Annotated in this window: 17 protein-coding genes, 1 tRNA gene and 1 other RNA gene; 15 read left to right on the top strand and 4 right to left on the bottom strand. The window is 56.1% G+C overall.

Going from position 1 to position 24,148, the window contains the following annotated elements:
- Nucleotides 1–3 precede the first annotated feature (3 nt).
- Together J3U88_RS27465 and J3U88_RS27470 are read left to right on the top strand one after the other, a co-directional pair.
- Complete coding sequence (locus J3U88_RS27465) at nt 4–1,524, top strand: hybrid sensor histidine kinase/response regulator (protein ID WP_207862214.1); 1,521 nt, start codon at nt 4–6, stop codon at nt 1,522–1,524.
- Nucleotides 1,525–2,039: 515 nt separating this feature from the next.
- A complete protein-coding gene (locus J3U88_RS27470; protein ID WP_423842086.1) occupies nt 2,040–4,202 on the top strand; it encodes a TonB-dependent receptor in 2,163 nt (720 codons plus the stop codon).
- 1,202 nt (nt 4,203–5,404) lie between these two features.
- Here the strand turns inward: J3U88_RS27470 and J3U88_RS27475 are convergent.
- Entirely contained in the window at nt 5,405–6,691 is a 1,287-nt protein-coding gene (locus J3U88_RS27475) for an O-antigen polymerase (RefSeq protein WP_207862216.1), read from the bottom strand.
- 304 nt (nt 6,692–6,995) lie between these two features.
- On the opposite strand from J3U88_RS27475, the gene J3U88_RS27480 reads away from it, so the two are divergent.
- Complete coding sequence (locus J3U88_RS27480; protein ID WP_207862217.1) at nt 6,996–7,883, top strand: GumC domain-containing protein; 888 nt, start codon at nt 6,996–6,998, stop codon at nt 7,881–7,883.
- A 6-nt stretch (nt 7,884–7,889) separates the two neighbouring features.
- Here the strand turns inward: J3U88_RS27480 and J3U88_RS27485 are convergent, their stop codons facing one another.
- Both J3U88_RS27485 and J3U88_RS27490 read right to left on the bottom strand, forming a co-directional pair.
- Entirely contained in the window at nt 7,890–8,897 is a 1,008-nt protein-coding gene (locus J3U88_RS27485) for an NAD(P)H-dependent glycerol-3-phosphate dehydrogenase (protein WP_207862218.1), read from the bottom strand.
- Nucleotides 8,898–9,078: 181 nt separating this feature from the next.
- Nucleotides 9,079–10,014, bottom strand: coding sequence for a type 1 periplasmic-binding domain-containing protein (locus J3U88_RS27490; protein ID WP_207862219.1), 936 nt, complete (start codon nt 10,012–10,014; stop codon nt 9,079–9,081).
- A gap of 735 nt (nt 10,015–10,749) precedes the next feature.
- Here J3U88_RS27490 and J3U88_RS27495 point away from each other — a divergent pair.
- Both J3U88_RS27495 and J3U88_RS27500 read left to right on the top strand, forming a co-directional pair.
- The gene (locus J3U88_RS27495; protein WP_207862220.1) at nt 10,750–13,299 is read left to right on the top strand and encodes a M14 metallopeptidase family protein; all 2,550 of its coding nucleotides are present in this window, start codon (nt 10,750–10,752) and stop codon (nt 13,297–13,299) included.
- A 245-nt stretch (nt 13,300–13,544) separates the two neighbouring features.
- Complete coding sequence (locus tag J3U88_RS27500; protein WP_207862221.1) at nt 13,545–16,016, top strand: DUF4388 domain-containing protein; 2,472 nt, start codon at nt 13,545–13,547, stop codon at nt 16,014–16,016.
- A gap of 252 nt (nt 16,017–16,268) precedes the next feature.
- On the opposite strand, the gene prfB is transcribed toward J3U88_RS27500, so the two are convergent.
- Entirely contained in the window at nt 16,269–17,414 is a 1,146-nt protein-coding gene (gene prfB / locus J3U88_RS27505; RefSeq protein ID WP_423842087.1) for a peptide chain release factor 2, read from the bottom strand.
- 381 nt (nt 17,415–17,795) lie between these two features.
- Here prfB and J3U88_RS27510 point away from each other — a divergent pair.
- The 10 genes from J3U88_RS27510 to J3U88_RS27555 all read left to right on the top strand — a co-directional run bounded on the left by J3U88_RS27510 (nt 17,796) and on the right by J3U88_RS27555 (nt 23,979).
- Nucleotides 17,796–17,870 (top strand) — tRNA-Val (locus tag J3U88_RS27510).
- 59 nt (nt 17,871–17,929) lie between these two features.
- On the top strand, nt 17,930–18,469 hold the full coding sequence (gene infC, locus J3U88_RS27515) for a translation initiation factor IF-3 (RefSeq protein ID WP_207862223.1): 540 nt from the start codon (nt 17,930–17,932) through the stop codon (nt 18,467–18,469).
- 62 nt (nt 18,470–18,531) lie between these two features.
- On the top strand, nt 18,532–18,729 hold the full coding sequence (rpmI, locus tag J3U88_RS27520; protein ID WP_207862224.1) for a 50S ribosomal protein L35: 198 nt from the start codon (nt 18,532–18,534) through the stop codon (nt 18,727–18,729).
- 30 nt (nt 18,730–18,759) lie between these two features.
- On the top strand, nt 18,760–19,119 hold the full coding sequence (gene rplT, locus J3U88_RS27525) for a 50S ribosomal protein L20 (protein ID WP_207862225.1): 360 nt from the start codon (nt 18,760–18,762) through the stop codon (nt 19,117–19,119).
- 179 nt (nt 19,120–19,298) lie between these two features.
- Entirely contained in the window at nt 19,299–20,321 is a 1,023-nt protein-coding gene (gene pheS, locus J3U88_RS27530; protein ID WP_207862226.1) for a phenylalanine--tRNA ligase subunit alpha, read from the top strand.
- A 2-nt stretch (nt 20,322–20,323) separates the two neighbouring features.
- Nucleotides 20,324–22,327, top strand: a complete 2,004-nt coding sequence (gene pheT, locus J3U88_RS27535; RefSeq protein WP_207862227.1) for a phenylalanine--tRNA ligase subunit beta — start codon at nt 20,324–20,326, stop codon at nt 22,325–22,327.
- A gap of 33 nt (nt 22,328–22,360) precedes the next feature.
- Nucleotides 22,361–22,645 carry a hypothetical protein gene (locus J3U88_RS27540; protein ID WP_207862228.1) on the top strand — a complete coding sequence of 95 codons (285 nt, stop codon included), beginning with the start codon at nt 22,361–22,363 and terminating at the stop codon, nt 22,643–22,645.
- Nucleotides 22,642–22,959, top strand: coding sequence for a cell division protein ZapA (locus J3U88_RS27545; RefSeq protein WP_207862229.1), 318 nt, complete (start codon nt 22,642–22,644; stop codon nt 22,957–22,959). The genes J3U88_RS27540 and J3U88_RS27545 overlap by 4 nt, the downstream gene beginning before the upstream one ends.
- Nucleotides 22,946–23,125, top strand: a non-coding RNA gene (gene ssrS / locus J3U88_RS27550) — 6S RNA. The genes J3U88_RS27545 and ssrS overlap by 14 nt, the downstream gene beginning before the upstream one ends.
- A 23-nt stretch (nt 23,126–23,148) precedes the next feature.
- Nucleotides 23,149–23,979, top strand: coding sequence for a TIGR00282 family metallophosphoesterase (locus J3U88_RS27555; RefSeq protein WP_207862230.1), 831 nt, complete (start codon nt 23,149–23,151; stop codon nt 23,977–23,979).
- Nucleotides 23,980–24,148: the final 169 nt, after the last annotated feature.

The raw sequence follows: 24,148 nt of genomic DNA on the forward strand, positions 1-24,148 counted from the left end.
GGAATGAAAGTATTGGTTGTCGACGACAATCGCGTATCCCGAAAAATGATTGGTGCCGAACTGAAAAAAGGCGGTTACCAAACGCTGGAAGCAGAAGACGGCCACCAAGCCCTAAAGACGGTGCTGGCTGATCCCGACATTGCCTTAATCACGCTGGACGTGAACATGCCCAGGATGGGTGGGTACGAGGTGTGCCGTCGTTTACGGGGCTGGGAAATCGCGGGGAAGCTGGAGAAATCCCACCTTCGGGAGGGCATGGTTCCGGTGATTTTTGTTACCGGGGACGATACCTTTGCAGGTCGGCAAAAAGGGTTTGAAGCAGGCGCCACCGAGTTTTTAACCAAAGGATTTAAGCCGGGCGCGTTACTGAACACCGTGAATCGAATTCTCAAACCCGAGCGGGCCATGGAAGGGCTGACGGTGGTGTTGCTGGAAAGCGACCCGATGGTACGGGCGATCCTTTCGGGTTACCTCGAGGAATACGGCGTATCGGTTCAGGTCGCCGCGGATGGTGCGGCTGTTTTTGACATGCTGCGGGACGAGTCCCAGCCGGTCCACATGTTAATCCTCGACGAGCGGATGATGATGCTGGGGGACCGCAATCTGTGCACCCTGGTACGGGGCGATTTGGACATGGCTGAATTGCCGATTATCGTTGTCAGTGTCTCCGACGACCGCGCCAAGGCCTTGGAGATTTTTAAGGCCGGTGCGACCGATACCTTGGTGAAACCTTTGGTTAAAGAAGAGTTGTTTGCCCGCTTGAATGTGTTTTTGGAAGTGCAGCTCCTGAACCATGAATTGCAAAAACGGGTTGAATCGCTGCAGAAACTCAACGATTTAAAAGACGAATTTATCGCTGCCTGTTCCCACGATTTACGGTCGCCGCTCACGGGTATTTTGGGAATGTCCGAATTGTTGTCCCATGCCGACAATTTCACACCGCTCCAGCACGACATGATGACCCGAATAAAACGCTCCGGGCAATTTCTGCTCACCCTGATTCACGACATTTTGGATGTGGGCGCCATGGATTCTCGCCCTCCGGCGCTTGAGCCGGCGTATTTTGACGTGGTGGAAATCGGCAGGCAATGTGTGGAAACCGCCGGTTATGCAGCCGATAAGAAGGGCGTTACTTTGGTGATGGAAGCCCCTGATGAACTCCAGATTCAGGCGGATCGGACCGGTGTGATTCGTATGCTTCACAATTTACTGACCAACGCGGTGAAGTTCACCCCGCAAGGCGGGACGGTGAACCTTTCTTTGAGCGTGGAGGACGACGAGGTGGTTTTGGCCGTGGCCGATACCGGTGTCGGCATTGACCCGGCAGAACACGACCAGCTTTTCAGTCGTTTTACCAAAAAATCCACACGGGGAACGGCGGGTGAGCAGGGGACCGGCTTGGGCTTGGCCATTGTCAAAGGTTTGGTGGACCAGCACGGCGGTCGCATTGAGGTGACCTCGGCCGTTGGGGAGGGCGCGATCTTCCAGATTGGGTTGCCCCGGGGCGTTGGCGAGCGAGGCTAACTTTTTTACATTTGGCGTCGGACAATGCTAGGGCGGGTTTTTTCCGTAGCCTTGGGCTTAGTTTGACCACCTGGGCAGAAGGGGAGTGGTCCTCCCTGTTCAGTAACCTATTTATAATGTGTCGCTCGCGCGCCGGGTTCGGGGTTCACCGATGGTTTTGAGGTCCGCGGTCTGTCGGATGGCTTGTTTCGCCGTCGATGGGGCCGGTCGTCGGGTGCCCGACACCAGGGGAAATTTGTTGGCGAAACCTCAATCCTGTTATTGAAACTCAGTTGCAACCAAGATAAACTCCGCGGGTGTGTATGAGAGTGATTCTCAAAATTGAAATCGAGGTTAGCATGCGATTGTTCTTTTTCCTTATGATGTGTACGTGTTTTGCGTTCACTGCTGAGAATGCTACGACCCCCGAGCGCCGGCTTGATGCCAAAGAGGCCGCCTCGTTGAGCGGTGATCTCGGCGGCGACGGTGCCGGCGATTCAGCGCACCCCGGTCTTTCTCAGGAGGGTGTCGGCGCCATGGTTGGCGCGGCGTCCACGGTCGCGGCCGAAACCTCTGCAATCGCCCAAAAAGAACCAGCTTCCGAAGGGGACACCCAAGTGTCCGACAAAAAGAAAAAAGATAAAGCCCCGGAAGCCAGCGCGGAATTTGAATATGTGGTTGTCGGAAAATTCTTGTTTGCCGATATGATCAAGGCACTGAGAACCCCCACGCCGATTATCGACGTTCCCCAAAGCCTTTCCATTATGACCGCCGTCCAACTTGAAGATCAGGGTTTTACCAGCATCGGCGAGATCATTAACTACACGCCCGGTGTCAACACTTCCCAGGGCGAAGGCCACCGCGACGCGATTGTGTTTCGCGGCGTGCGCTCCACCGCCGATTTCTTCATCGACGGCGTTCGCGACGATGTCCAGTACTACCGTCCGCTGTACAATTTGGAGCAAGTTGAGATTCTTCGCGGTCCAAACGCCCTGCTTTTCGGTCGGGGCGGAACCGGTGGTATTTTGAACCGTGTGACCAAAAAAGGCCAAATCGGTGAGCGTTTTACCGGTTACCAATTCGGGACCGATTCTTTTGGCGAGTTGGGCGGTCAAATCGACCACAACTTCGATGGTGGCGACAACTGGGCGTTCCGTATCAACGCATTTTATGAAAGCCTCGAAAACCACCGCGACTTTTACGACGGTGACCGCATTGGTTTTAACCCCACGGTGAAGTTCCAAATCTCGCCCGAAACCACGTTGGACCTTTCTTATGAGTACGCCGACCACGAGCGTTTCATTGATCGTGGTGTACCGACCGGTGCCGACGGCCGTCCGGTTGAAGCCTTTGAAGACGTGGTCTTTGGTGACCGCGACCTCAACACCACCGAGCTGGAAGCGCATTTGATTCGTGCGCGTTTGGAGCACAAGTTCTCCGACAACTTAAAAGGTAACTTCAGCGCGTTTCACGGCGACTACGACAAGCTGTACCAAAACTTCTACGCGAGCGATTTCGATCAGGCGACAAATACGGTCGAGCTCGACGGGTATTTGGACACCACCCAGCGTCAAAACACCATTCTGTCCGGTGATTTGATTGGTGAGTTTGATTCGGGTTCCCTGCATCACACGGTGCTTTTCGGCGCGGAAATGATTGATACCGCCTCGGACCAGGATCGCTACAATTCTTACTTCGATACCTCGGCCGCGGATGTTGCCGCCGGTGTTTCCGGTGCGCGCACCGACCAAGCATGGTTCGCCGCAAACCGTCCTATCTTGTTGACCAACGGGATTGGTACCCTTTCCGACGGTCGTTCGACGACCAACGATTTTGGGGTCAACCTCAACGACGATACCCATGTTGATCTGCAGGTGTTCTCGGTTTACCTTCAGGACGAGATCAAATTCTCTGAGAAGTTCAACGCGACCATCGGCGCCCGATTCGACAGCTTCGATATCGAAGTTTTTGATGTGAAAGCCGGCGAAATGCGGACCCGCAAGGACGAAGAAATTTCGCCGCGCTTCGGGCTTGTCTACAAACCCAAGAAAAGTGTGTCGGTTTACGGTAGTTACAGCGAGTCCTTCCTGCCGCGCAGCGGCGAGCAGTACGCCAACATCAATGGTGACAACAACCGCTTGGATCCCAACACCTTCACCAACATCGAAGCCGGCCTCAAATGGGACCTCAACAGCAACTTGAACCTGACCACCGCGGTCTTCGAGATTGAGCAAGAGTCGCCGGTGGTGTCCGATGCGGATGCGGGCACCTTGGATGTGATTGAAACCAGCGTCGAGGGTTTTGAAGCCACGCTGCAAGGTCGCTTGACGGAGCGTTGGTTTATCTCCGCCGGTTACAGCTTCTTGGATGGCGAGCAAGCCAACGGCACCTTGCGGCCGCGGGAACTGCCCGAGAACATGTTCTCGGTGTGGAACAACGTGAATGTAACCAAGGCGTTTTCTTTCGGCCTGGGTTTGACCTACCAGGACGAGAGTTTCATCAACAACAGCAACAGCGCGGTGTTGCCCAGCTACACGCGTATTGACGCGGCGGCTTACTACAATGTGGCGAGTTGGCGCATTCAGTTGAATGTTGAGAACTTGACCGACGCGTTGTACTTCCCCAACGCGCACAGCACGCACCAGGCCACGGTGGGTGCCCCGTTAAACGCGCGTCTCTCGTTTAAGGGACGTTTCTAACACCGCATCAAGCCCCATTTTTTTCAAAACCCGCCGCGGCCGATTCTTCGGTTGCGGCGGGTTTTTTGGTTTTGGGCGGCGCTGCCTCTCGATAGGACGGGAAAACGGTGTCTGTCTGCTGAGGTGCCGTCAAAAAAGGTATGGGTTCACGAATGCGGGGTTAAAAAGAGGAACGGGTTCCCGGAGGTGGGGGGGGGAACGGAAAGGGATCACGGATGTGGAGGGAAACGGAACGGGATCACGGATGTGGGGGGAAACGGAACGGGATCAGGGATGTGGGACGGGAAAAAAACGGAAAGGGATCACGGATGTGGAGGGAAAAAACGGGGACTGTTGACGCGTGTCCTGTAGGGACACGCACACCGCAATGCGGGGTCCATTCTTAATTTGAATGTGAGGCGGAGCCGAACCTCCTCCAGCTATCCCAACGGGATTATCTATGACAGCCTGGGGTAAAGGAGCGAAGCGACTGCCACCCTAGGACGCCACGATTTACCGCAAACCCAGTCCTGAAGGGACTGGCATTGGCACCTTTCCCCAACAAGACCGCTGTGGTCGGGTTATTCCTGTGGACCGCGTGTTGTTTTGCGGTGGGGCTGTGCCGGCACTTTCAGCGCCTGCCTTTCGGGAACCCCCAAGACCCAGGGTAAGACCCTTTTTCAAAGGGCCTGACCCTGGGCTGCCATAGTTAGCCCTTTCAGGGCAGCGGGTTGTGGTTCGGCTTCGCCTCACGTTTAAATGAAGAGGTGGTCCCTACATGGCGGTGTGCGTGTACCTTCAGCACACGCCGGATCAAGCACCCAATTGAATGGTGGTTTGGATCCGTGGACAGGGCGTCGAACGGAATCACAAGGGCCATCGGATGGTGGTTTGGATCCGCGAAAAGGGCATCGAACGGATGGACAGGGCCATCGGATGGTGGTTCGGATCCGCGAAAAGGGCATCGAACGGATGGACAGGTCCATCGGATGGTTGTTCGGATCCGCGAAAAGGGCATCGAACGGATGGACAGGTCCATCGGATGGTGGTTTGGATCCGCGAAAAGGGTATCAAACGGATGGACATGCCCATTGAACGGTGGTTTGAATCCGCGCAAAGGGTGTCGAACGGATTGACCACCCAATAGCCTGTTGGATGTGATACCCACCCGATCCAATTGCAACGAAGTGCATTTGGGCCTGCGCCTCGCTGCGTTTTCCGCCTTAGCGTATGCTTGGCGGCGGCATGGTGACACCGGCCCTGAAATGCGCCGGGTCCTCTGGCTCGGTGCTGTAACTCCAGCGATAGACGATGTACCCGACCGCCACAAAAAACCAGGTCGCAATTTGAGAATAGAAGTTGATAAATACCGAAATTGTGACGCAGAAGCTAATCAGCCCGGCGAAAAAAACCGTGAACAGGTTGCGGCGTTGGCGCATCGCCATGTAGATCCACATACTGACGATGCCGCACACCAAGGGGCCGAAAATCAGGCCCAAAAAACCCCAATCCTTATAAAAAGTTTCCAAGTAGGTACAAACATTTAGGTGAATCGGTACCCAGTAGAACTTGCCCACCAGTACCTCGCGTTCGAAATGGGGGACCAACAATTCCATGAAGGTGACCACCGGGGCGAAGGTGTGCTTGCCGTAGGTCCAATCCCATTTGTCGGTGAGGAACTGCTGTAGGACGGGGAAACTTCCGGTCAGGTAGATGTAAATATCGTTGAGCGGCCCCAACTCCGGGTACCGCAAGAACTGGCGGTTATAGTCATACGCCTCTTTCACATAAAGCCTGGCGATCAGCATGAACATGCCGAGCAGGCCGAGCACGACCGAGCTGGAGGCCAAGGCGAAACGAAACGAGATGTTGACCCTTCGTTGGCTGTAGACCACCACGTAAAAGCTCCAAATCGCCATGTAGAACAGACGGGTGCGGTCCGTGGTGAAAAAGGCGGTGGCGAGCGACCAGAACAGGATGGCGATGATCCAGCGACGCGGCTTGCGGTACAGCGCCAGATACATCAACCCGAAAACGAAGTTGGCGACATTGAGCAGGTTAAAGAAACCGAGGAAGCGCACGTTGCTATGCAGTTCACGGGCGCGCTGTGGGTCGGTGAAGAAGGTGGCCAGACCGAATTGCTGGTGCAGGTGGAAAAGCTGCATGACAAAACCCAAGATGCCGACGGCGAACATGGCGAACAGGGCGGTTTCGAAACGGCTTCGATTGATGTAAGCCAGTCGCGTTTGGTTAGTTAGCCAGGCTGGGCGTTGCAATGCATAAACCGCGACCAAGGCGGAGCCACCCATAAATGCCGTGTAGGAGGCACCAATCGCGGTCCAGGCCTCGGTCCCGACCGGGTGGTAACGCACGAGGTTCAGCGAGAGGAATGCGATGGCCAGGTTCCAGAAGAAGTTGTAAATGGCCGGTGGCGTGAAAAAGTCGTCGAACAGCCATTTCGAGAGGAACAAGCCCAAAAAAGCGATGGCCATGAGGGTGACAAAGATCATTCCGAAAACTCCGAGGTGGTCGGGCGCCGTTTGTTAGCAAAAGCGGCACCAAACCTCGCCGAAAGGGGTTGGTACCGAATTTGATTTAACAAACAATGGGGTTGCCGGTGATGCGGCGCGGCCCAAGCCGCTCATTGTAACTGATCGCCGGCCCGTGATCAGTAACCTTTTGGCGCGGGGGACCTGTCGCTGTCGCCAAAGACGGTTGGAATCGCGGGGGACGCCCAATCCGATCACCAATGACCCATCAACTTAGGTATAATCGCAAGTCTTTGCGACCTGACCGAGGAGGCTCGACGGACCCATGAAAGAACCTGAACTCTTGTCCCTAGCGGATTTTCTGTATGTATTGTGGAAGCGCAAGAACCAAGCATTGTTGGTTTTTGGGGTGGTTGTGGCGCTTGGGATTGCGTATTTAGCCGTCGCGAAGAAAACGTACCGCCTGAGTGGTTCGATTTATGTCGGCCGCTTTCAAACGGACCTGTTGGAAGAGGGTGAGTTTGTCGCCCAAAAGTTGCAGGACTACAGCTTTATCAAAAAAGCGTTGGAAATGAACCAGGTTGAACTGGAGGTGTCCGCGATGAAATTGCAGCGCAACATCGACGCCCACGTCTTGAACGAGGTTCGTAAAACCAAGGATGTCGGCATTGTGTTGCTGACGGTGGAGTACCACGACCCGGAGAAGTGTCACGCGATTTTCAAAGCGCTTACCGATCAGTTGGTGCGCGAGCATGACAAGCTCAAAGACGACGCCCTCAACGTTTTGCGCAGTATGGAACGCTTTTTTAAGGTAAACGAAAACGAGTTACAGGCCTCGATTGACGCCGACGAGGCGTTTGCCGCCGAGAACCTGCGCACGCCTCAGGAAGGTCAGGCCTGGCCGGCGCATGTGTTGGCGCGTTACACCATTTCCGAGAAACGCGAGTTTTTGAAGCAGATTATTCAAGATCGCCACTACTTAAAGTTAGAAGGGGAGGCCGCCACCAAATCCTTTGGCACACGCCTTTCCGCCGAACCCCAGGTCCCCGACAAGCATGTCAAACCCCGCAAGGCGGTGGTGTTGGCGACGGCCGTGGTGGCCGCCGCGGTTTTGGGTGCGGTTTGGGCGTTGTTCTTGGAATTGGTCGACACCCAAATCAAACCGCGTTTCCGTGCGGCCAAGGCCCGCGTTGAGGCGCGAAACGCGGCGTAACGGGCGTTATTGCTTGCGTACCTCGGCTTTGAGACTGCGCGTCATCAGGCGGCGCAGTCCTTCCTGGGGTTTCATACCTTCGTAAAGGATGTGGTAAACCACCTCGGTGATCGGCAGTTCGACCCCGAGTTCGTGCGCCTTGTGGCGCACCGATTTACAGGTGTGTACGCCCTCGGCCACCATGCCCAGATCGTGGAGCACCTGTTCGAGCGGTTTACCTGAGGCCAAACCCATGCCGACCCGCAAGTTACGGCTCAGGCCGCCGGTGCAGGTGAGGATGAGGTCGCCCATGCCGGCGAGACCGGCAAAGGTTTCGCGTTCCGCGCCCAGGCGCACGCCGTAGCGTGAGATTTCGTGGAGGCCGCGCGTGATCAGACCGGCCATGGTGTTGTTGCCGAGGTCCAAGCCGCGCACCATGCCGCTGGCGATGGCGATCACGTTTTTAAGCGCGCCGCAAATCTCAACGCCCATCACATCGTGGTTGCGGTAGAGGCGGAAGGTCGGGGTGGTCAGCGCTTCCTGCAGGGTGACCAATTCATCGGTATGGGGGCCGGCCAAAACAACGGTGGTGGGTTTGTCGTCGGCAACCTCTTTGGCAAAACTGGGGCCGCTGAGGGTGTAAGCCCGTTGGGACCATTCATCGCCCAACACATCTTCGACGATTTCCTGGGGGAGCATGCCGGTGCCGAGCTCGATGCCCTTGGAGGTAAGGATCATGCGGTGGCGTGGGTTGAGCCAGGGTTTTATTTGCATTAAAAAGGCGCGGTAGGCCTGGAGTGGGATTGAGAGGCACAACAGGTCGTTGGTTTGGACGAGTTGTTGCAAATCGCCGACCACGGCCAAGGTCTCGGGAAACGGGACCTCCGGCAAATACTTGGTGTTGGCGCCGGCGGCGTTAAAGGCGACGACATCTTCCGGCTTGCGGGCCCAGAGCTGAACCTGATGGTCGTGGCGGGCCCAAAGAATCGCCAGGGCCGTGCCCCACGAACCGCCGCCCAAAATAGCCAATTTCACGTTATGTACCTCCTCGTTTCCCTCGTCCGTTTGGCGCACAAGGGCTTCTGCTGCGACCTGGAAAGCCCTGTACCCGGTATGGATCGGCATCGCGACCGCCTCCGGTACGGGCTTTCAACCAGGGTTACGGCAAGCGAAGCATGGGCGATCTTACCTAAAAATGCGGGGCGATGTTTCGGTTTTATTCCAGGGTAATAATGGCGTCAAATTCCTCGTTGAGAATTTGATCGTTAATAAACAAACGGCGCGGCCAGTTGGCGCGATTAAAATATTTTTTTACCGAATGGGGGTGTTGGAGGCCGATTTCCGCCGCTTGCCATTCGTTGTCTTCCAGGTCCAGGACGATCTGGAAGGCTTGTCCGGCCAAACCTTCGATATCCGGGAAAATCGCCAAATTGCCGAGTTTGACGCGACCCATCAAGCTGTTGACCCCGACGATGACCGGGATACGGTACTGTTCCACGCGAGGAATCCAGGCTTTGGACAAGAGCTCGGGCGTTAACATGTGGGGGTCGTTAAAGAGCCAGTAGGCCTGAACCTTATTGCGTTTCAGCGCGCGCAGCCCGCTTTTGATTTCATTGACCGTTGTTTTGGTGGAAAGTTGGTGCCCGACCAGTTCCACGCCCTCGGGTTTGGCCAAGCGGCGTTCCCGTTCAAACTGGGTCGCAAGGATGGGGCGGTACAAAACGCCGACCCGCTTAATTTCGGGGGAAATGCTTCGCAAATTAATGATGCCGGTGACCGCGGGGATGTTGAAGCGAATGCCCGTTGAATTGGGGATCTTATTAATGTGTTTTTCGATCTGGACGTTGTAAAGCAGAATCGCGGGCGGAGGTGTGAAATCGGGTGGGGCCTTCTCTTCGAGCCACCAGGTATAAAGCTCGGCGGGCCAGCGATCAACCATCACAAGGACACGGGGGGGCTTGGCCATGGCTTTGGAAAAGGGTTCATGGCCTTTTTTTCGCTCAACCACCAGGGTTTCCGTGGTGAAGTGCCCGAAATCTGCTTCCAATTCGCGCTCGAAGGCGATATTGAAGGTTTCGTAAGTCGGAGATTCCGAGCGCACCACCAGAATCGTGGGTGGTTCGGCGACGAGCATAAAGAAAAGGAAGATCAAGGTGACCTCGTCGCAACAATCGATGGATGATGGGGAAAGGTGCCCGCACACGTCGGGTGGAAGCCGGGGTTGAAAGGGCGCTGGAAGACAACGCGAATGGGTTGGGTTTGTTGCCGCCGGTCGGATGTCACCGCGCGAAAACAACGAGGGGATGAGGGGAAAAGGTGATTATTTCCAGGACGAACCGGGATGCAAGCCGTTGATTGGGGCATAAGGTGGTAACCGCTCTTTGGGTGAAGGCGGTCCGCACACCCATCAACGAGACGGCTGCGAAAGGGGGTAGAGGTATTCTTTTTGGGTGGTGTTTGCTTAAATGTGAACGGTTGCATAGGTATCAGAGATGCTGGTGAGATTGAAAACCCTGTCGACGAATGGATGGGGCCGGGTCCCTGGTTTAGGCCTGAATGGATCCACGACTGTTCGAAGCGGGCCCAGCCGGCGGATAATCCGATCAGGCGGAAAACGTGATTGCCCACCTGAAAAGCCTTTCCGAAAATTAAGCGAAGGAAGTGGGTTGTTTGACGTAGAAGGACCTGATAATGCTTTTGTACCATGATCATGCTAATCCTGTCAGGGATTAATATGACTGATAATTCTTGGAGGGAATGAAAGCCTGGTGGTTCTTGTTTTTTTTGAGGGTTATGCCGATTTTTCCAAAAATGTTCTTCTATCCCCTTAAGCCAAAGGTAGGTTTGCATGAAGCGCGTTGCTCGACCGTGTATTTTAGTTTTTTTCTTGATTTTTTGGTGCTCGGTGGGCGGTCTTTTCGCCGACGACGATCCGCTCCTGCGCTACCTGCCCGACGGCACGACCTACGACACCGCGATTACCCGTCCCGAGGCGGTTTTGGGTTTTCCCGTCGGTGAATACCATGTTCGGCATGATCAGCTCCTCAACTATATTAAAAGGCTCGCCAAGGAGTCGCCGCGCGCGACCTGGCAATCCTTAGGGCGAACGCACGGTTTGCGCGAACTCGGTCATTTGGTGATTACCCATCCCGACAACCATGCCAAGTTGGACGCGCTCCGCCGCGAGCACCTGAACCATGCGTTAACCGGGGAAACCGCGCGTTCACGCGACGACATGCCCGTGGTGGTCTGGCTCGCATACAGTATTCACGGCAACGAGGCTTCCGGGAGTAACGCCGCTTTGGTCGCCGCCTACCATCTCACCGCCGCCCAAAATCAGGACGATTTTCTGCGTCGGACCATTGTTTTGCTGGATCCTTGCCTGAATCCCGACGGGTTGGACCGCTTCGCGACCTGGGTGAACAGCCATCGCGGTAGGGTGCCCGTGCCCGACGCCTTCTCTCGCGAGCACCGCGAGGCATGGCCGCGCGGCCGTACCAACCACTATTGGTTCGATTTGAACCGTGACTGGTTGTTGCTCCAGCATCCCGAGTCCCAGGCGCGGATTACGCAGTTCCAAAAATGGCGTCCCAACCTTTTGGCCGACTTCCACGAGATGGGAACCCATTCGACCTACTTTTTTCAGCCCGGCGTGCCTTCTCGTCAGAACCCGTTGATTCCCACCCAGACCCTGGAACTGACCCGTGAGATTGCCGGTTTCCACGCCCGTGCGCTTGACGCGCGTGGGGAGCGTTACTTCACCGAGGAGGGTTTTGACGATTTCTTCTTCGGCAAAGGTTCCACCTACCCCGACGCCCAGGGTTCCATTGGGGTTTTGTTTGAGCAAGCCAGCGCGCGCGGTCATGTGCAGCACCGGTTTGACGGCCAAATTACCTTTGCCGAGGCGGTTCACAATCAGGTGACCACCACCCTTTCGACGCTTGAGGCGGCCCATACGCTGCGACGCGAACTTTTGACCTATCAAAATCAAAGCCGCAAAGATGCGTTGGCGACCGCCGCCAAAAGCCGTATTAAGGCTTACGTCGTCGGCGATGACGGCGATCCCGTGCGTTTTCATTTCCTGCTCAAAAACTTGTTGGCGCACCGCATCGAGGTCCATGCCTTGGCCGAGCCCTTCACCTCGGGCGATCAAACCATTGAGCGGGGGATCGTGATTCCCACCCGCCAGGCTCAATTTCCCTTGATCACCTCCCTGTTTGAAAAGAGAACCCGCTTTGAAGACAACATCTTTTACGACGTTTCGGCCTGGAACTTCGCCATGGCCCACAACCTGCCCTTTGCCGCGCTGAACGAGGTCTCGTTTCGACCCCGTCTGCTAGGCGAGCGCGTGACCAAGGCCGCGTTCCCGCAAGCGCGGCTCCCGCAAAAAGCCGCGACCTACGCTTATGTGATTGACTGGTCCGGGTATTTTGCGCCCAAGGCGGCCTATCGTTTGATGGATGAGGGTTTGACCCTGTTTGGCGCTGCGAAGCCATTCCGTGCCGTGACCCAATCCGGCGAGATCGATGTGGCCCCCGGCGCGGTGCTGGTTCCCGTCGGCGGCCAGCCTGTTGGCGTCGCGGAGGTCGACCGCATGGTTCGCGAGGCGGCCCGTGAAAGCGGGGTGGTCGTGTATGCGGTTGAAACCGGATTGACCCCGCAAGGGATTGACCTGGGTTCGCGCAACTTTTTCCATTTGGAAAAACCGCGCGTGGTTTTGGCGGTGGAAGGCGGGATTGTGGCCAACCGGGCGGGTGAGCTGTGGTTCACGCTGGACCACGACTACCGTTTTGAGACCTCGTTGGTGGCCCTCAAAGATTTGGATTTGGTGGATTGGTCGGAAAAAACCCACTTGGTCGTGCCTGACGGTTCTCTGGAGGGGTTGGACAGCAAGGCGTTGCAGCCGATTCGCGCTTGGCTGGACAAGGGCGGTTGTTTGGTTGCTGTTGGTCGCAGCGTGCGTTGGCTCAACCAAACCAAGTGGATCAGCGCCGATTTGGCCGATATGTCGGCGGGTCTGTCGGCCGGTCTTGGTAAAAAAGGCAAGGAAGAGGCGGCGCGGCCCCGCTGGCAGGACCGTGAGAAGATCCGGGCACGCAAGCGCCTGTCCGGTGCCATTTTTGCGGCAGAGATGGACCTCAGCCATCCCTTGGCTTTTGGGTACCGTCGTCCCGAAATCCCGCTTTTGCGGACCCACACCGTCAGTCTAACCGCGGCCGATCATGTGCTGACTGCCCCGGTTCGTTATGAAGCGGGGGGCTTGCTCAGCGGTTATGCCGACCCTGAAATGGTGGAAGCCTTGAATGACAAAGTTGCGGTCCAGGTTTTTCTGGGCGGCAAGGTGATTGTCATTCAGGATCAGCCGGGTTTTCGGGGTTTTTGGCGCGGTACCAACCGCTTCTTGCTCAACAGCTTGTTCTTCAACCACATGTTGTGACGTGAACGGCCGCGGAAAGGCGGGCTGGGATGGCTTGCCACCAGGTGGCACCATTCCTGAGTGGATTTGTGGTGTGGGAATAAAAACGGCAATTTGTTAACTTTTTATGCGTCTTTTGGCGATAAAGCCGATAAGAGCGAAGAAGCCGGGTTTGCCCTGAAGGGCGTGCCGACAAGGGGGGGCCGCCTCCGCGACCCTTGCCCCCGTGCTTGGTTTGTCCTAATCGCAAAAACGAAGAGTGATGTATGTCCGACGCCATGGAAACCTTCGACAATTACGCCCTGCACGCGGTCATGCGCGACTGCTGGGAGCGCGGTGTGACCGGTGTGCTGCGCGGTGAGGTTCGGGGTTACACCAAAGAACTGTTTCTGCGTGACGGCGTCGTGATTTTTGCCAATTCCGAGGATCCTGCCGACAAGCTACCGCAGGTCTTGATGGGCCAAGGCCGTTTTACCGAGGAGCAGTTCGAGGCCGTTGAGCCCAATTTCCGGCCGGAAATCTCCGTTGGGCGCAATTTGGTCGACATGGGTTTGATTACCCAGCAAGAGTTAATCGAGGGCGCCCGGGCTCAGGTGTACCACACCTTTAAAGGTGCGTTGACCGCGCGGGAGGGGCGTTACGAGGTGCAGGAAGCCGAGCTCCCGGACGGGGTGGTGAACCTGCCGCTTGAGTTTCCCGCCGACTTCTTCAAAGCCTTTCTCGAAATGGAAGATCGCGCCTGGATTTCGTCTCAGTTTGGCGAAGATCTCGGGTTTGTCGCCCATAAGGTTGAGGATCGCCCGGTTCATTTTGACCAGGTTCAGGTCGCCGACTTTGCCCAAGAAATTTACGAGATGATTGACGGCGAAACCGACGGCAATCATTTGGCTTTTGAAACGGACGTCGAAGACTTTACCCTGCTCAAGTTTCTCTATGCGCTCAAGGCGATGGATTACATTCGCGTCGATGTGGAACCGGCTTTGGATCCCGAGGACGAATCTTTGTTGGACGACGATGAGGCCTCGGTGTTTGCCGAGGAACTGGCCGAGGCCGTTAGCCAAAACGAGCAGGTCGAAAAACTGGGGATGGCTGGTTTTGAGGAGACCATGGAAATCGGCGGCGCCGCCGGGGGCGCCGTGGAAGAGGCTTTTCCCGCGATGGATGCCACCGTTGAATTGTCGCGTGCGTCCTTGGGGGTGTCCGAACCGGAGAGCATCTTTGAGGATAACGACGAGGCGGAAGAGGATGAAGACGAGGATGAGCCTGAGGAAGATTACGATGCCGCGATAGCGGCCTTTGAGGAAGAGGACGAAACGGAGGAAGAGGAGGCAATCGAGGAGGTCGAACCGGTCAGTGCCTTTGACGAAGAGGACGACGCCGGCTTTGACGACCTATCCAGTGACTTGCTCGAAAAAGAACTGGAAGCGATGGCGCACCCCCTGGGTGCCGCGCTGGACGATGGACCTGCCGATGAGACCGAAACCTCCTGGGGCGAAGAATCGGACGAGGAAGACCCCGAGGAAGAAGAAACGGTTGCGGTCGGTGCCGATCCAAGCTACCAACGACGCATGCTTTTTAGTTTGCTCCTGCTTGTGATGGGGGGCTTCGCCCTCGCCTGGCAACGGGGGGTGGTTGACCCGGTGCGGCCGTTGACCCGCTTGGGTCTCAACGTTTTGGGGCCGGCCGACAGCACGCAAGCCCCGGTTGATCCCGATGCCGACTTGGCGATGATCGAGGATGATCCCAGCGTCGTTGACGTTGCCGACGTCGGTGACGTCAACGCCGCCGCGGTGGATAACACCACCGAAGCGGCCCAAACCGAGGACGCCGCGTCAAAACCGGAGGATCCAGGCTCCGTCGCGCAAAGCGCGCAAAACCAGGAGAAGGGCCCGCAAAATCTCCCGGAAGACAGTCAGGTCGTCGCGGAAAAAAAGCCGGAGCAGCCACCGCCCAGGCCTGAGCCTGACGCGACTGAAACCGCCGCGGCCGCCACCCCGGATGAACCCGAGCCCGTTGAACCAAACGACTTGACCGAGGCGCCCGATGCCGCGGTCGCCGAGGCCGCGCCGACACCCGGCCCGGCGGAACGTTTTATTAGCCCGGTAGCCGGGGGGTGGGATCCCACCACGGGGAGGCCGGTTCCCGGTGGTTTGAGCTTGGCTGTCTCCACCCGGGCACCGGGTTTTGAGGTGCCGGACCTACCGCTTTCGGGTCGGGCTCTGTTCGAGCCCGAGGCCGGGTCACCCTGGGCCGCGCTGTTGGCCCGTCGCGAGCCGGGAACCCCGCTACCCGCGGCGGCGCTTACCGTCGCCGATGACGCGGGCGGTAAGGGTGCCGCCGTCAAGGCGGCCGTAAAGGTCGCGTCGCGACCACAACCCAAGCCCGACGCCGGGGCAACCACCGCGCCGCAACGACCGCGAACCGTGCCCAACAAGGATCGGTTCGCCGATTTAATGCGCGCCAGTCAAGCCGCCTTGGATTCCCGTCGAGAAAAGTACACCCTGCGCTTGTTTTTGGCCTGTCAGGCTTCTTCCGTGGAGAAAGCGCGGGCCGTCGCGGGCACGGACCCCTCTTTTTATGTGTTGCCGCGCGAGTTTCGCGGCAAAAATTGTTACAGCGTGTGTTGGGGCGTGTTCGACAGTCGTTTGGATGCGTTGGAGTATCGGCAACAATTGCCTGCCGGCATTGTCGAAAGCTTGACCAAGGTCGAGGTCTACCAAGTTAAAAAGTTGCTGTAGCCGGGCGCGCGGCCAAGTGGCACCGCCAAAAAACCCCGTGCCGAGGTAGCGACACGGGCTAGCCCGCATTTCTCACGAGGATTCGTCGCGAGAAGCTGAATGCCTTGTGAGTACGAAGATTACGACCGAGAGCAAACGGAGGTGTAGCAGTGCTACGTCGAGTATTGCTCGATTGAGTAAACGAAGTAATCGCATGGCTTTCGGCTTCGCAGCAGAATTCCTTGTGAGAAATGCGGGCTAGGCGACAGGGGATTATTCGACCGCGAGCTCGTTGTCTTCCTTTTCCTTGGCGGATTGCGAGAGCAGAAAGGCGCGAATGAAGTCGTTCAAATCGCCTTCAAGGACCTTGTCCGGCTGACTCGATTCGGTCTCCGTGCGGTGATCGCGAACCTGGCGGTACGGGAACAAGACGTAGGTGCGGATCTGACTGCCGAAATTGATGTCCATTTTGGCGGCGGCGCTGGAGCGCACGGTTTCCTCGTGCTCTTGGCGTTGGACTTCCGCCAAACGGGAGCGCAGTACCTTCATGGCCGTGGCGCGGTTTTTGATCTGCGAGCGTTCGTTTTGACAGTTCACCACAATACCGGTGGGCAAGTGGGTGATGCGAACCGCGGAATCGGTGGTGTTGACGTGCTGACCACCCGCCCCGGAGGAACGGAAGGTATCAATGCGCAGATCCTTTTCATCGATATCCACTTCTTCATCGTTTTCGATTTCGGGGGTCACGTGAATCGAGCAAAACGAGGTTTGTCGCCGCTTGGCCGCGTCAAAGGGCGAAATGCGAATCAGGCGGTGCACGCCGGATTCGGCCTTGAGCATGCCGTAGGCGTAACGCCCGTCGATGCGCAACATGGCGGATTTTACCCCGGCTTGGTCGCCTTCCTGCCGTTCCAGGATTTCACATTTAAAATCCTGTTTCTCGCAGTAACGGACATACATGCGCAGCAGCATCTCGGCCCAGTCGTTGCTTTCGGTACCACCCGCGCCGGGGTGGATGACCAAAATAGCGGGATTGTCGTCGTATTGACCGGACAACATCATTTTGATTTCGTTGTCCTCGATGAGTTGATAATACGTTTGCAGCAGGTCAACCAGATCGTCGGCGACGTCTTCGCCTTCTTTGATGAACTCTTGATGAACCTCGATATCTTCAATCAGGGTCTCAAATTTTTTGGCCAGATCGATATCTTGCTGAATGGCGTTGCGCTGCCTCAGAACACTTTGGGCTTTTTCGTTGTCGCTCCAAAAGTCGGGGTCGGTGGAGAGGGCTTCCAGTTCGAGCAGCTTTCGCGCGTTACCGGGTAGGTCAAAGGTAACTCCGGATGCGCGACGCGCGCGTATTCTGGGCCTCAAGTTGTTGTAATAGTGTGTCCAGCATCTTGGACCTCCTTTTAACAAAAGGCTATGGCCGCCAAAAAAAAGGGCCGCTAGGTAGAGAACCACAAACGCCACCGCCCTCGCAAGAGGAAAAACGCCGGGGGGCTCGGCGGTGATTGGATGGGGGAATCAAAGGTCGGGCTAATTTTGGTGCATGATAACCCTACCGTCTCGTCCTTTCCTTACTCCTATATTGAAAATCACCTTGACGAGTCGTCTTTCACGCGATTATGTTGTTAAAAATGTCACCCTACCTAATTCCTTTAAAGTGCCCGTGGCCCAGGTGAGAACCCCGGCGGTTTCGAAACAGGGCTTGTTTGGCTTTGGAAAAAAGTTAAAAAACTGTGTTGACATGCCGTGGGGGCGGTGCTAAATTTCAGCGTCTCGCCAACGCGAGGTTGTAGACACGTAGCTCAGGGGTAGAGCACTACCTTGACACGGTAGGGGTCGGCGGTTCAAATCCGCCCGTGTCTACCATTTTTGCGTTTGGGCCCGAGTTCTGGAGCCTGCTTGCCACGTTTCTTTTAGGAGGTTTTTTGAGAAGAAACAACAAAGATACCCAGCGTGTAAACGATGCCATTCGCGCCAAGGTCGTCCGTGTTATCGGCGCCGACGGCGAACAAGCGGGTATTATGACCGTCCGGGAAGCGATGGATCTGGCTTCAGAGAGTGGCCTGGATCTTGTTGAGATTGCGCCCAATAGTGATCCACCTGTTTGTAAGGTGATGAACTACGGCAAATTCAAATTTCAACAAAGCAAAAAAGCCAAAGATGCCAAGAGCAAACAGAAACACGTTCAAGTCAAAGAGGTCAAGTTCAAGCCTCGCATTGACGAACACGATTTTCAGACAAAAGTTCGCCACATTCGCAAGTTTATTGGGAACGGCGACAAATGCCGTGTCTTTGTTCATTTTCGTGGGCGGGAGATGGCGCACCGCGATATCGGGGTCAAACTACTCCGGCGTGTCATTGAGGAAACTCAGGATGTCAGCGCTGTTGAGAAAGGGATCACCAACGAAGGCAACCAAACCGCGATTATCCTGACGTCTCAGGATGTAGCAAAGAAAGGTAAATAACTTTCGTCGCGCGCGTCTGAAGATACACCGATTGACCATTTCAAACATTAAGGGGCGAAGTCGTGCCTAAGCTGAAGACCCACCGCGGTGCCGCGAAGCGTTTCACCTTCACCGGTAGCGGTAAGATCAAACGAAAAAAGGCTTTCAAAAACCACATCCTCACCAAGAAAAGCGCCAAACAAAAGCGCAACCTTGGTAAGGGCGGTCTGGTCGACAAAAGCGACCACAAACGCGTAGTGGAAATGTTGCCAAACAATTAACCACGGTTCTAGTTCAAGGAGCACCAACCCATGTCTCGAGTTAAAAGAGGAAACAAACGGCGAATTAAACGCAAAAAGTACCTTCGCGTTACCAAAGGTTTCTTTGGTTTCAAGAAGAACCTGTACCGTTACGCCCGCGAAGCGGCGGATCGGGCCATGCTGTTCGCCTACCGTGATCGGCGCAGAAAGAAACGGGATTTCCGTAAACTCTGGATCGTCCGCATCAATGCAGCTGCACGGTTGAATCAATCTTCCTACTCCTCTTTCATGAACGGCCTGAAAAAAGCGGGCATCATCTTGGATCGTAAGGTCCTTGCCGAAATCGCCGTTCGTGATCCCCAGGGGTTCAGTCAGTTGGTTCAAAAAGCCAAAGCAGCGCTAGCAGCTTAGCGACGACCTTTTTTTGCGGCCTCACGGCCCACCCAAAACTTTATGAAAGCCGGCTTCTCAAAAAGCCGGCTTTTGTTTTTGGTGCGTTCTGGTATAAGCTATGGCCCATTATTCGCCCGGCGGCTCGCTTTTTCGATGCCGCGCGCGTCTGAACCCCCACCATTAAAGGTTTCACGCTTATGGATCTTTCTACTTGGAATTACGAAGCGAGTCTGGCCGATTTCAACCAGCGGCTGGCCGAGGTAAGTGACGCCGATTTAGAAGCGTTACGGCTCGAATATTTAGGCAAGAAAAACGGCTTGTGTACGCAATTGGTGACCGCCCTGCGCAACGCGCCGCGTGAATTGAAACCCAAGCTGGGTAAAGATATCAATCTGTTTAAAAAACATATCGAGCAGTCCTTCAAAGCGCGCAAGCCCGCCAAATCGGCGCAAAAGGCGCACGGCATTGATCTCACCCTGCCGGGCGTTCGCCCCGATCTGGGCAGCGTGCACCCGCTCAGCATGACCCTCGACGCCATGCTCGACTATTTCAGCCGCTTGGGTTACGACGTGGCCGACGGCCCCGAGATCGAAAACAACTTTTACAATTTTGAAGCGCTGAACACGCCCGCCTCGCACCCCGCGCGCGACGACGCCGATACCTTTTACATTGAAGATCCCAGCGGCGATTTGCTGCTGCGTACCCAAACCTCGGGTACCCAGATTCGTTACATGGAAACCCATCAACCGCCCTTCCGCATGGTTGCGCCCGGCAAGGTGTTCCGCCGCGACGACGATCCCACCCACTCGCCGATGTTCCACCAGCTCGAGGGTTTGGTTGTCGGTGAGGGCATCCATTTCGGCCACCTCAAGGGTTCGTTGGAAGATTTTGCCCGTCACATGTTTGGCGAAAAAGCCAACATCCGCCTGCGCCCGAGTTATTTCCCGTTCACCGAACCCAGCGCCGAGGTCGACGTCAGTTGCGTGTTCTGCGAAGAGGGTTGCCGTATTTGTGGTTACACCACCTGGATCGAAATCCTCGGTTGCGGCATGGTGGATCCCAACGTCTTTAAAGCCGTGGGTTACGATCCCGAAAAAGTGACCGGTTTCGCCTGGGGGATCGGTATTGAGCGGGTGGCCATGCTTAAGTACGCCATCCCCGACATTCGCTACCTTTATCAAAATGATCGTCGTTTCCTCGATCAATTCAAGGTGGGTTAACTATGTACTTCCAATATGAATGGGTCGCCCAATACCTCGAAAACGCGCCAACCCTTGATCGTATGATGGATATCCTGAATGCCACCGGTCTTGAGACCGAACGCAAGGGTGACGGCTTAGAAATCGAACACACCATTAACCGTCCCGACGCCATGAGCCATTACGGTGTTGCTCGCGAAATTGCCGTTAAAAACGGTTCGCCTTTGCGTGAGCCCAAGCTGTTTGGCGGCGACATCGCTGCCTTGGAAGGCTGGACCATTTCCAGTGACGATCCCGCCATGTGCCCGCAATACATGGGTCTCTTGGTGGAAAACGTGAAAGCCGAACCGTCGCCGCAATGGTTGGTGGATCGCCTGACCGCCATTGAGCAAACCAGCCACAATTTTTTGGTGGACCTGACCAACTTCCTGTTGTGGGAATTCGGTCATCCCTCCCACGCGTTTGATGCCGACAAACTGGCCGGCAACCAACTTCGCGTGCGTTTCGCTGAGAAAGGCGAGACCTTAACCACCCTTGACGGCAATGACCATAAAGCCGAGGGCTACCTCTGTATCGCCGACGCCGAACGGCCGGTTGCTTTCGCGGGTGTCATGGGCGGCGCCAACTCCGAGGTTGATGAGAACACCACCCGGTTGTTGTTGGAACTGGCCGCTTTTGATCCCGTCCAGGTTCGTTACACCGGTCGCGATAAGCAGATCCATTCCGATGCGCGCCACCGTTTTGAGCGGGGTATTGATCGCGAGAACATGGATCGCATCATTCGTCGCTTCCTGCACCTGTTGCTGGAACAACAGCCCGATGCACGGGTGATCGGTTTGCTCGATATGAATGTGGCGCCCTTTGAACGTAAGTCTCTGGTCCTGCGCCGCCAACGTTTGGACCAGTTGCTCGGCATTTCCTTGCCGGACGAACAGGTGATGGAACTCCTGCAACGGATGGCTTTTCGCCCCGAAAAAATCGATCAGGGTTGGCGCGTTCTGCCGCCCGGCTACAAGGTGGATGTGACCCGCGAGGTCGACGTCATCGAGGAATTGATCCGTTTTGCCGGTTTCGACCTATTGACCTCCGAGTTGCCCGCCATGGGCGGCAGCAGCTACCGACCGCAACCCTTGTTGGTCGGCGAGCGTTTGTGTCGCGGTGTTTTGGTGGGCATGGGCCTGCAACAGGCGGTTAGCTTTTCGTTTGCGCCCGAGGATGCCGAGGCCTTATTCGCCGCCGGCGGTGAACCCATGCGGGTGCGCAACCCGATGAACATTAAACAAGCGGTCATGCGTCGCAACATATTGCCGACGCTCCTGGCCTGTGTGGCCACCAACGCCAAGCGCGGTTTGCGTCGCCAGCAGTTGTTCGAAATCGGTCACGTGTTTGACGGCGGCCGCGAGCCGCATCACCTGGCGATGGTGCTCGGTTTTGACCGTGATCGCGCCAGTTGGTTCGAGGGTGACCAGCAGCATCCCTTCTACCACATCAAAGGCTTTGTTGAGGCTTTGGCCGAGCGGTTGGGTCTCGCGTTGACCTTCCGTTCCGACGTGCCCGCTTGGCTGCAGCAAGGCGAGGCCGTCAGCATCTATCTCGGTGAGCGTTTAATCGGCGGGATGGGGTGTGTGTCGTCCAAAATCGTGAAGTTCTACGAGTTCGATCAGCCCTTGGTGGTCGCGGAACTGTCGCTCGATTTCTTGGCCGATCACGATCTGCCCTTGCCCAATGTGACCGAGTTGTCGGATCAACCCGCGATGCGCCAGGACATGGCGTTTGTGGTGGACCGGCATCACGAGGTGGGTGCGATTCAGCAACATATTCTCGGCCTGAACCCCGAATTCCTCGAACTGCTTGAATTGTTTGACGTCTACGAAGGTAAGCCACTGGAAAAAGGAAAGAAAAGTGTTGGTTTCCGTTTCCACTTCCGTGCCAAGGAACGCACCTTGGTGAGCGAAGAGGTCGCCAAAGTGATGGAAACCGTTGTAGAATCCGTGCGCAAAACCTTTGGTGCCGTGATTCGGATCTAATTCGATAACGGAAAAAGGACGAGGAGCGCCGGGATGGACGAACAACCATCGCGCCTTGAAACGCGGTTGGCCGAGTTGATTCAGCGTTACCAAAGCGCACAACAAAGCAACCGCGAACTCGACCGCGAAGTACACCGCCAAAACCTGCTGATCCGCGAGCTGGAAGCCCAGTGCAACAGTTTGCGGGCGCAGGTGGATGAGATGGACAAGGATCGTTTCCTGCTCAAGCAGATGAAAGACGAGCGCAAGCTGGCCAAGCGCAAACTGGAAAATGCCTTGGCTCGGCTAAATGCTTTGGAGCAGGAGCTTTTATCGTGAACACCGGTCACAGCGAATCGATCCCTGTCGAAATCTTCGGGCGTACGTACCTGATCCGCGCCAAAGATAACAAGCAATACATCGAAAATCTTGCTAAAATGGTCGACGAAAAGATGGAAGAGGTTGGGGCGGCAACCAAAACAGTTGATTCCGTCCGTGTCGCCGTTTTAACGGCCTTAAACCTCGCCGATGAATACACCCGCGCTCGCGAACACTATGAACAGCAAATCCGCCGGCTCAGTGCCGAGCGTGAGACGCTCCTTGAAATGATTGATTCTGCTCTTGATGAAGAGCCTCCAATTACCCCTGCCTGATTCGTGATGACCAAAGACATGGTGAACCAACGCACCGTTTCAGGGAGTCGAAAACCTGGGTGGTGAGCATGCCCTATTGTACAGGGAGCCTAAAACCTGGGGGGAGACACCCACCTACAGAGGTAGGTTCAACGGTATTTCGTCACACGGTCAAGGCGGGGTTTCTCTTTTGGGCCGTCTGGGGGAAAGATGCAGCCGAATACTGAAAATCTGCTACGGGTTTTAGCCGTCGGTGATGTGATCGGCCGCCCTGGGCGTCGTTTGTTGGAGCGCATGCTGCCGCGCCTCAAAGCACATTTTTCTTTTGATATCAGCGTCGTGAATGTAGAAAACGCCGCCGGCGGTTTCGGCATGTTGGAAGACACCTACCGCGAATTTTTGGGCATGGGCGTTGATATCATGACCTCCGGCAACCATATCTACGACAAAAAAGGCGGCGAGACCTGGATGGATGACGCCACCCGCATGTTGGTTCCCGCCAATTGGCCGCCGGGCGCACCGGGTCTGGGTTACAACCTGTTTGATTGCGGCGGCGGCCAGAAGTTGGCCGTAATGAACCTGATCGGACGCACCTTTATGCGTCCCTACGATTGTCCCTTCCGAACCGCCGACAATCTGTTGCCCGCGATTCGCGAGCTGACCCCGCTGATTTTGGTCGATTTCCATGCCGAGGCCACCTCGGAAAAAACCGCCCTGGGTTGGCACCTTAGCAAACGCATTTCCGCGCTGTGGGGCACCCACACCCATGTTCCCACCGCCGACGCGCGCATTTTAGACGGACACACCGGTTACCAAACCGATTTGGGCATGACCGGTGCCTATGATTCGGTGATCGGCATGATCAAGGAGCCGGTGATTGAGGGTTTTCTGAGTCAGAACCGGTTGCGTTTTGAAGTGGCCAAGGGCGACTGTCGCCTGGGCGGCTGTCTCCTCGATTTGGACCGCGAGACCGGTGCTTGCGTGGCCATCAAAAACCTGTTCCTGACCGAGGACGATTTAGAAACCGCCGCCTCGGCTTAGCCCGCATTTCTCACAAGAAATTCTGCTACGAAGCTGAAAGCCATGCGATTACGAGGGGGCGGCCTTCCGCATTACTCGGTCGAGCCGCCTTCGCCGTAGCGCTGCTACGCCTGTGCCGTCTCTCGGTCGTAACCTTCGTACTCACAAGGCTTTCAGCTTCTCGCGACGA

Source organism: Acanthopleuribacter pedis, from assembly GCF_017377855.1.
Classification (GTDB): domain Bacteria; phylum Acidobacteriota; class Holophagae; order Acanthopleuribacterales; family Acanthopleuribacteraceae; genus Acanthopleuribacter; species Acanthopleuribacter pedis.

What these genes read in the sequence shown, in the direction of transcription:
- J3U88_RS27465 (WP_207862214.1), top strand. Translation starts at nt 4, where the DNA reads ATGAAAGTATTGGTTGTCGACGACAATCGCGTATCCCGAAAAATGATT.
- J3U88_RS27470 (WP_423842086.1), top strand. Translation starts at nt 2,040, where the DNA reads ATGGTTGGCGCGGCGTCCACGGTCGCGGCCGAAACCTCTGCAATCGCC.
- J3U88_RS27475 (WP_207862216.1), bottom strand. Translation starts at nt 6,691, where the DNA reads ATGATCTTTGTCACCCTCATGGCCATCGCTTTTTTGGGCTTGTTCCTC.
- J3U88_RS27480 (WP_207862217.1), top strand. Translation starts at nt 6,996, where the DNA reads ATGAAAGAACCTGAACTCTTGTCCCTAGCGGATTTTCTGTATGTATTG.
- J3U88_RS27500 (WP_207862221.1), top strand. Translation starts at nt 13,545, where the DNA reads ATGTCCGACGCCATGGAAACCTTCGACAATTACGCCCTGCACGCGGTC.
- rplT (WP_207862225.1), top strand. Translation starts at nt 18,760, where the DNA reads ATGTCTCGAGTTAAAAGAGGAAACAAACGGCGAATTAAACGCAAAAAG.
- pheS (WP_207862226.1), top strand. Translation starts at nt 19,299, where the DNA reads ATGGATCTTTCTACTTGGAATTACGAAGCGAGTCTGGCCGATTTCAAC.
- pheT (WP_207862227.1), top strand. Translation starts at nt 20,324, where the DNA reads ATGTACTTCCAATATGAATGGGTCGCCCAATACCTCGAAAACGCGCCA.
- J3U88_RS27540 (WP_207862228.1), top strand. Translation starts at nt 22,361, where the DNA reads ATGGACGAACAACCATCGCGCCTTGAAACGCGGTTGGCCGAGTTGATT.
- J3U88_RS27555 (WP_207862230.1), top strand. Translation starts at nt 23,149, where the DNA reads ATGCAGCCGAATACTGAAAATCTGCTACGGGTTTTAGCCGTCGGTGAT.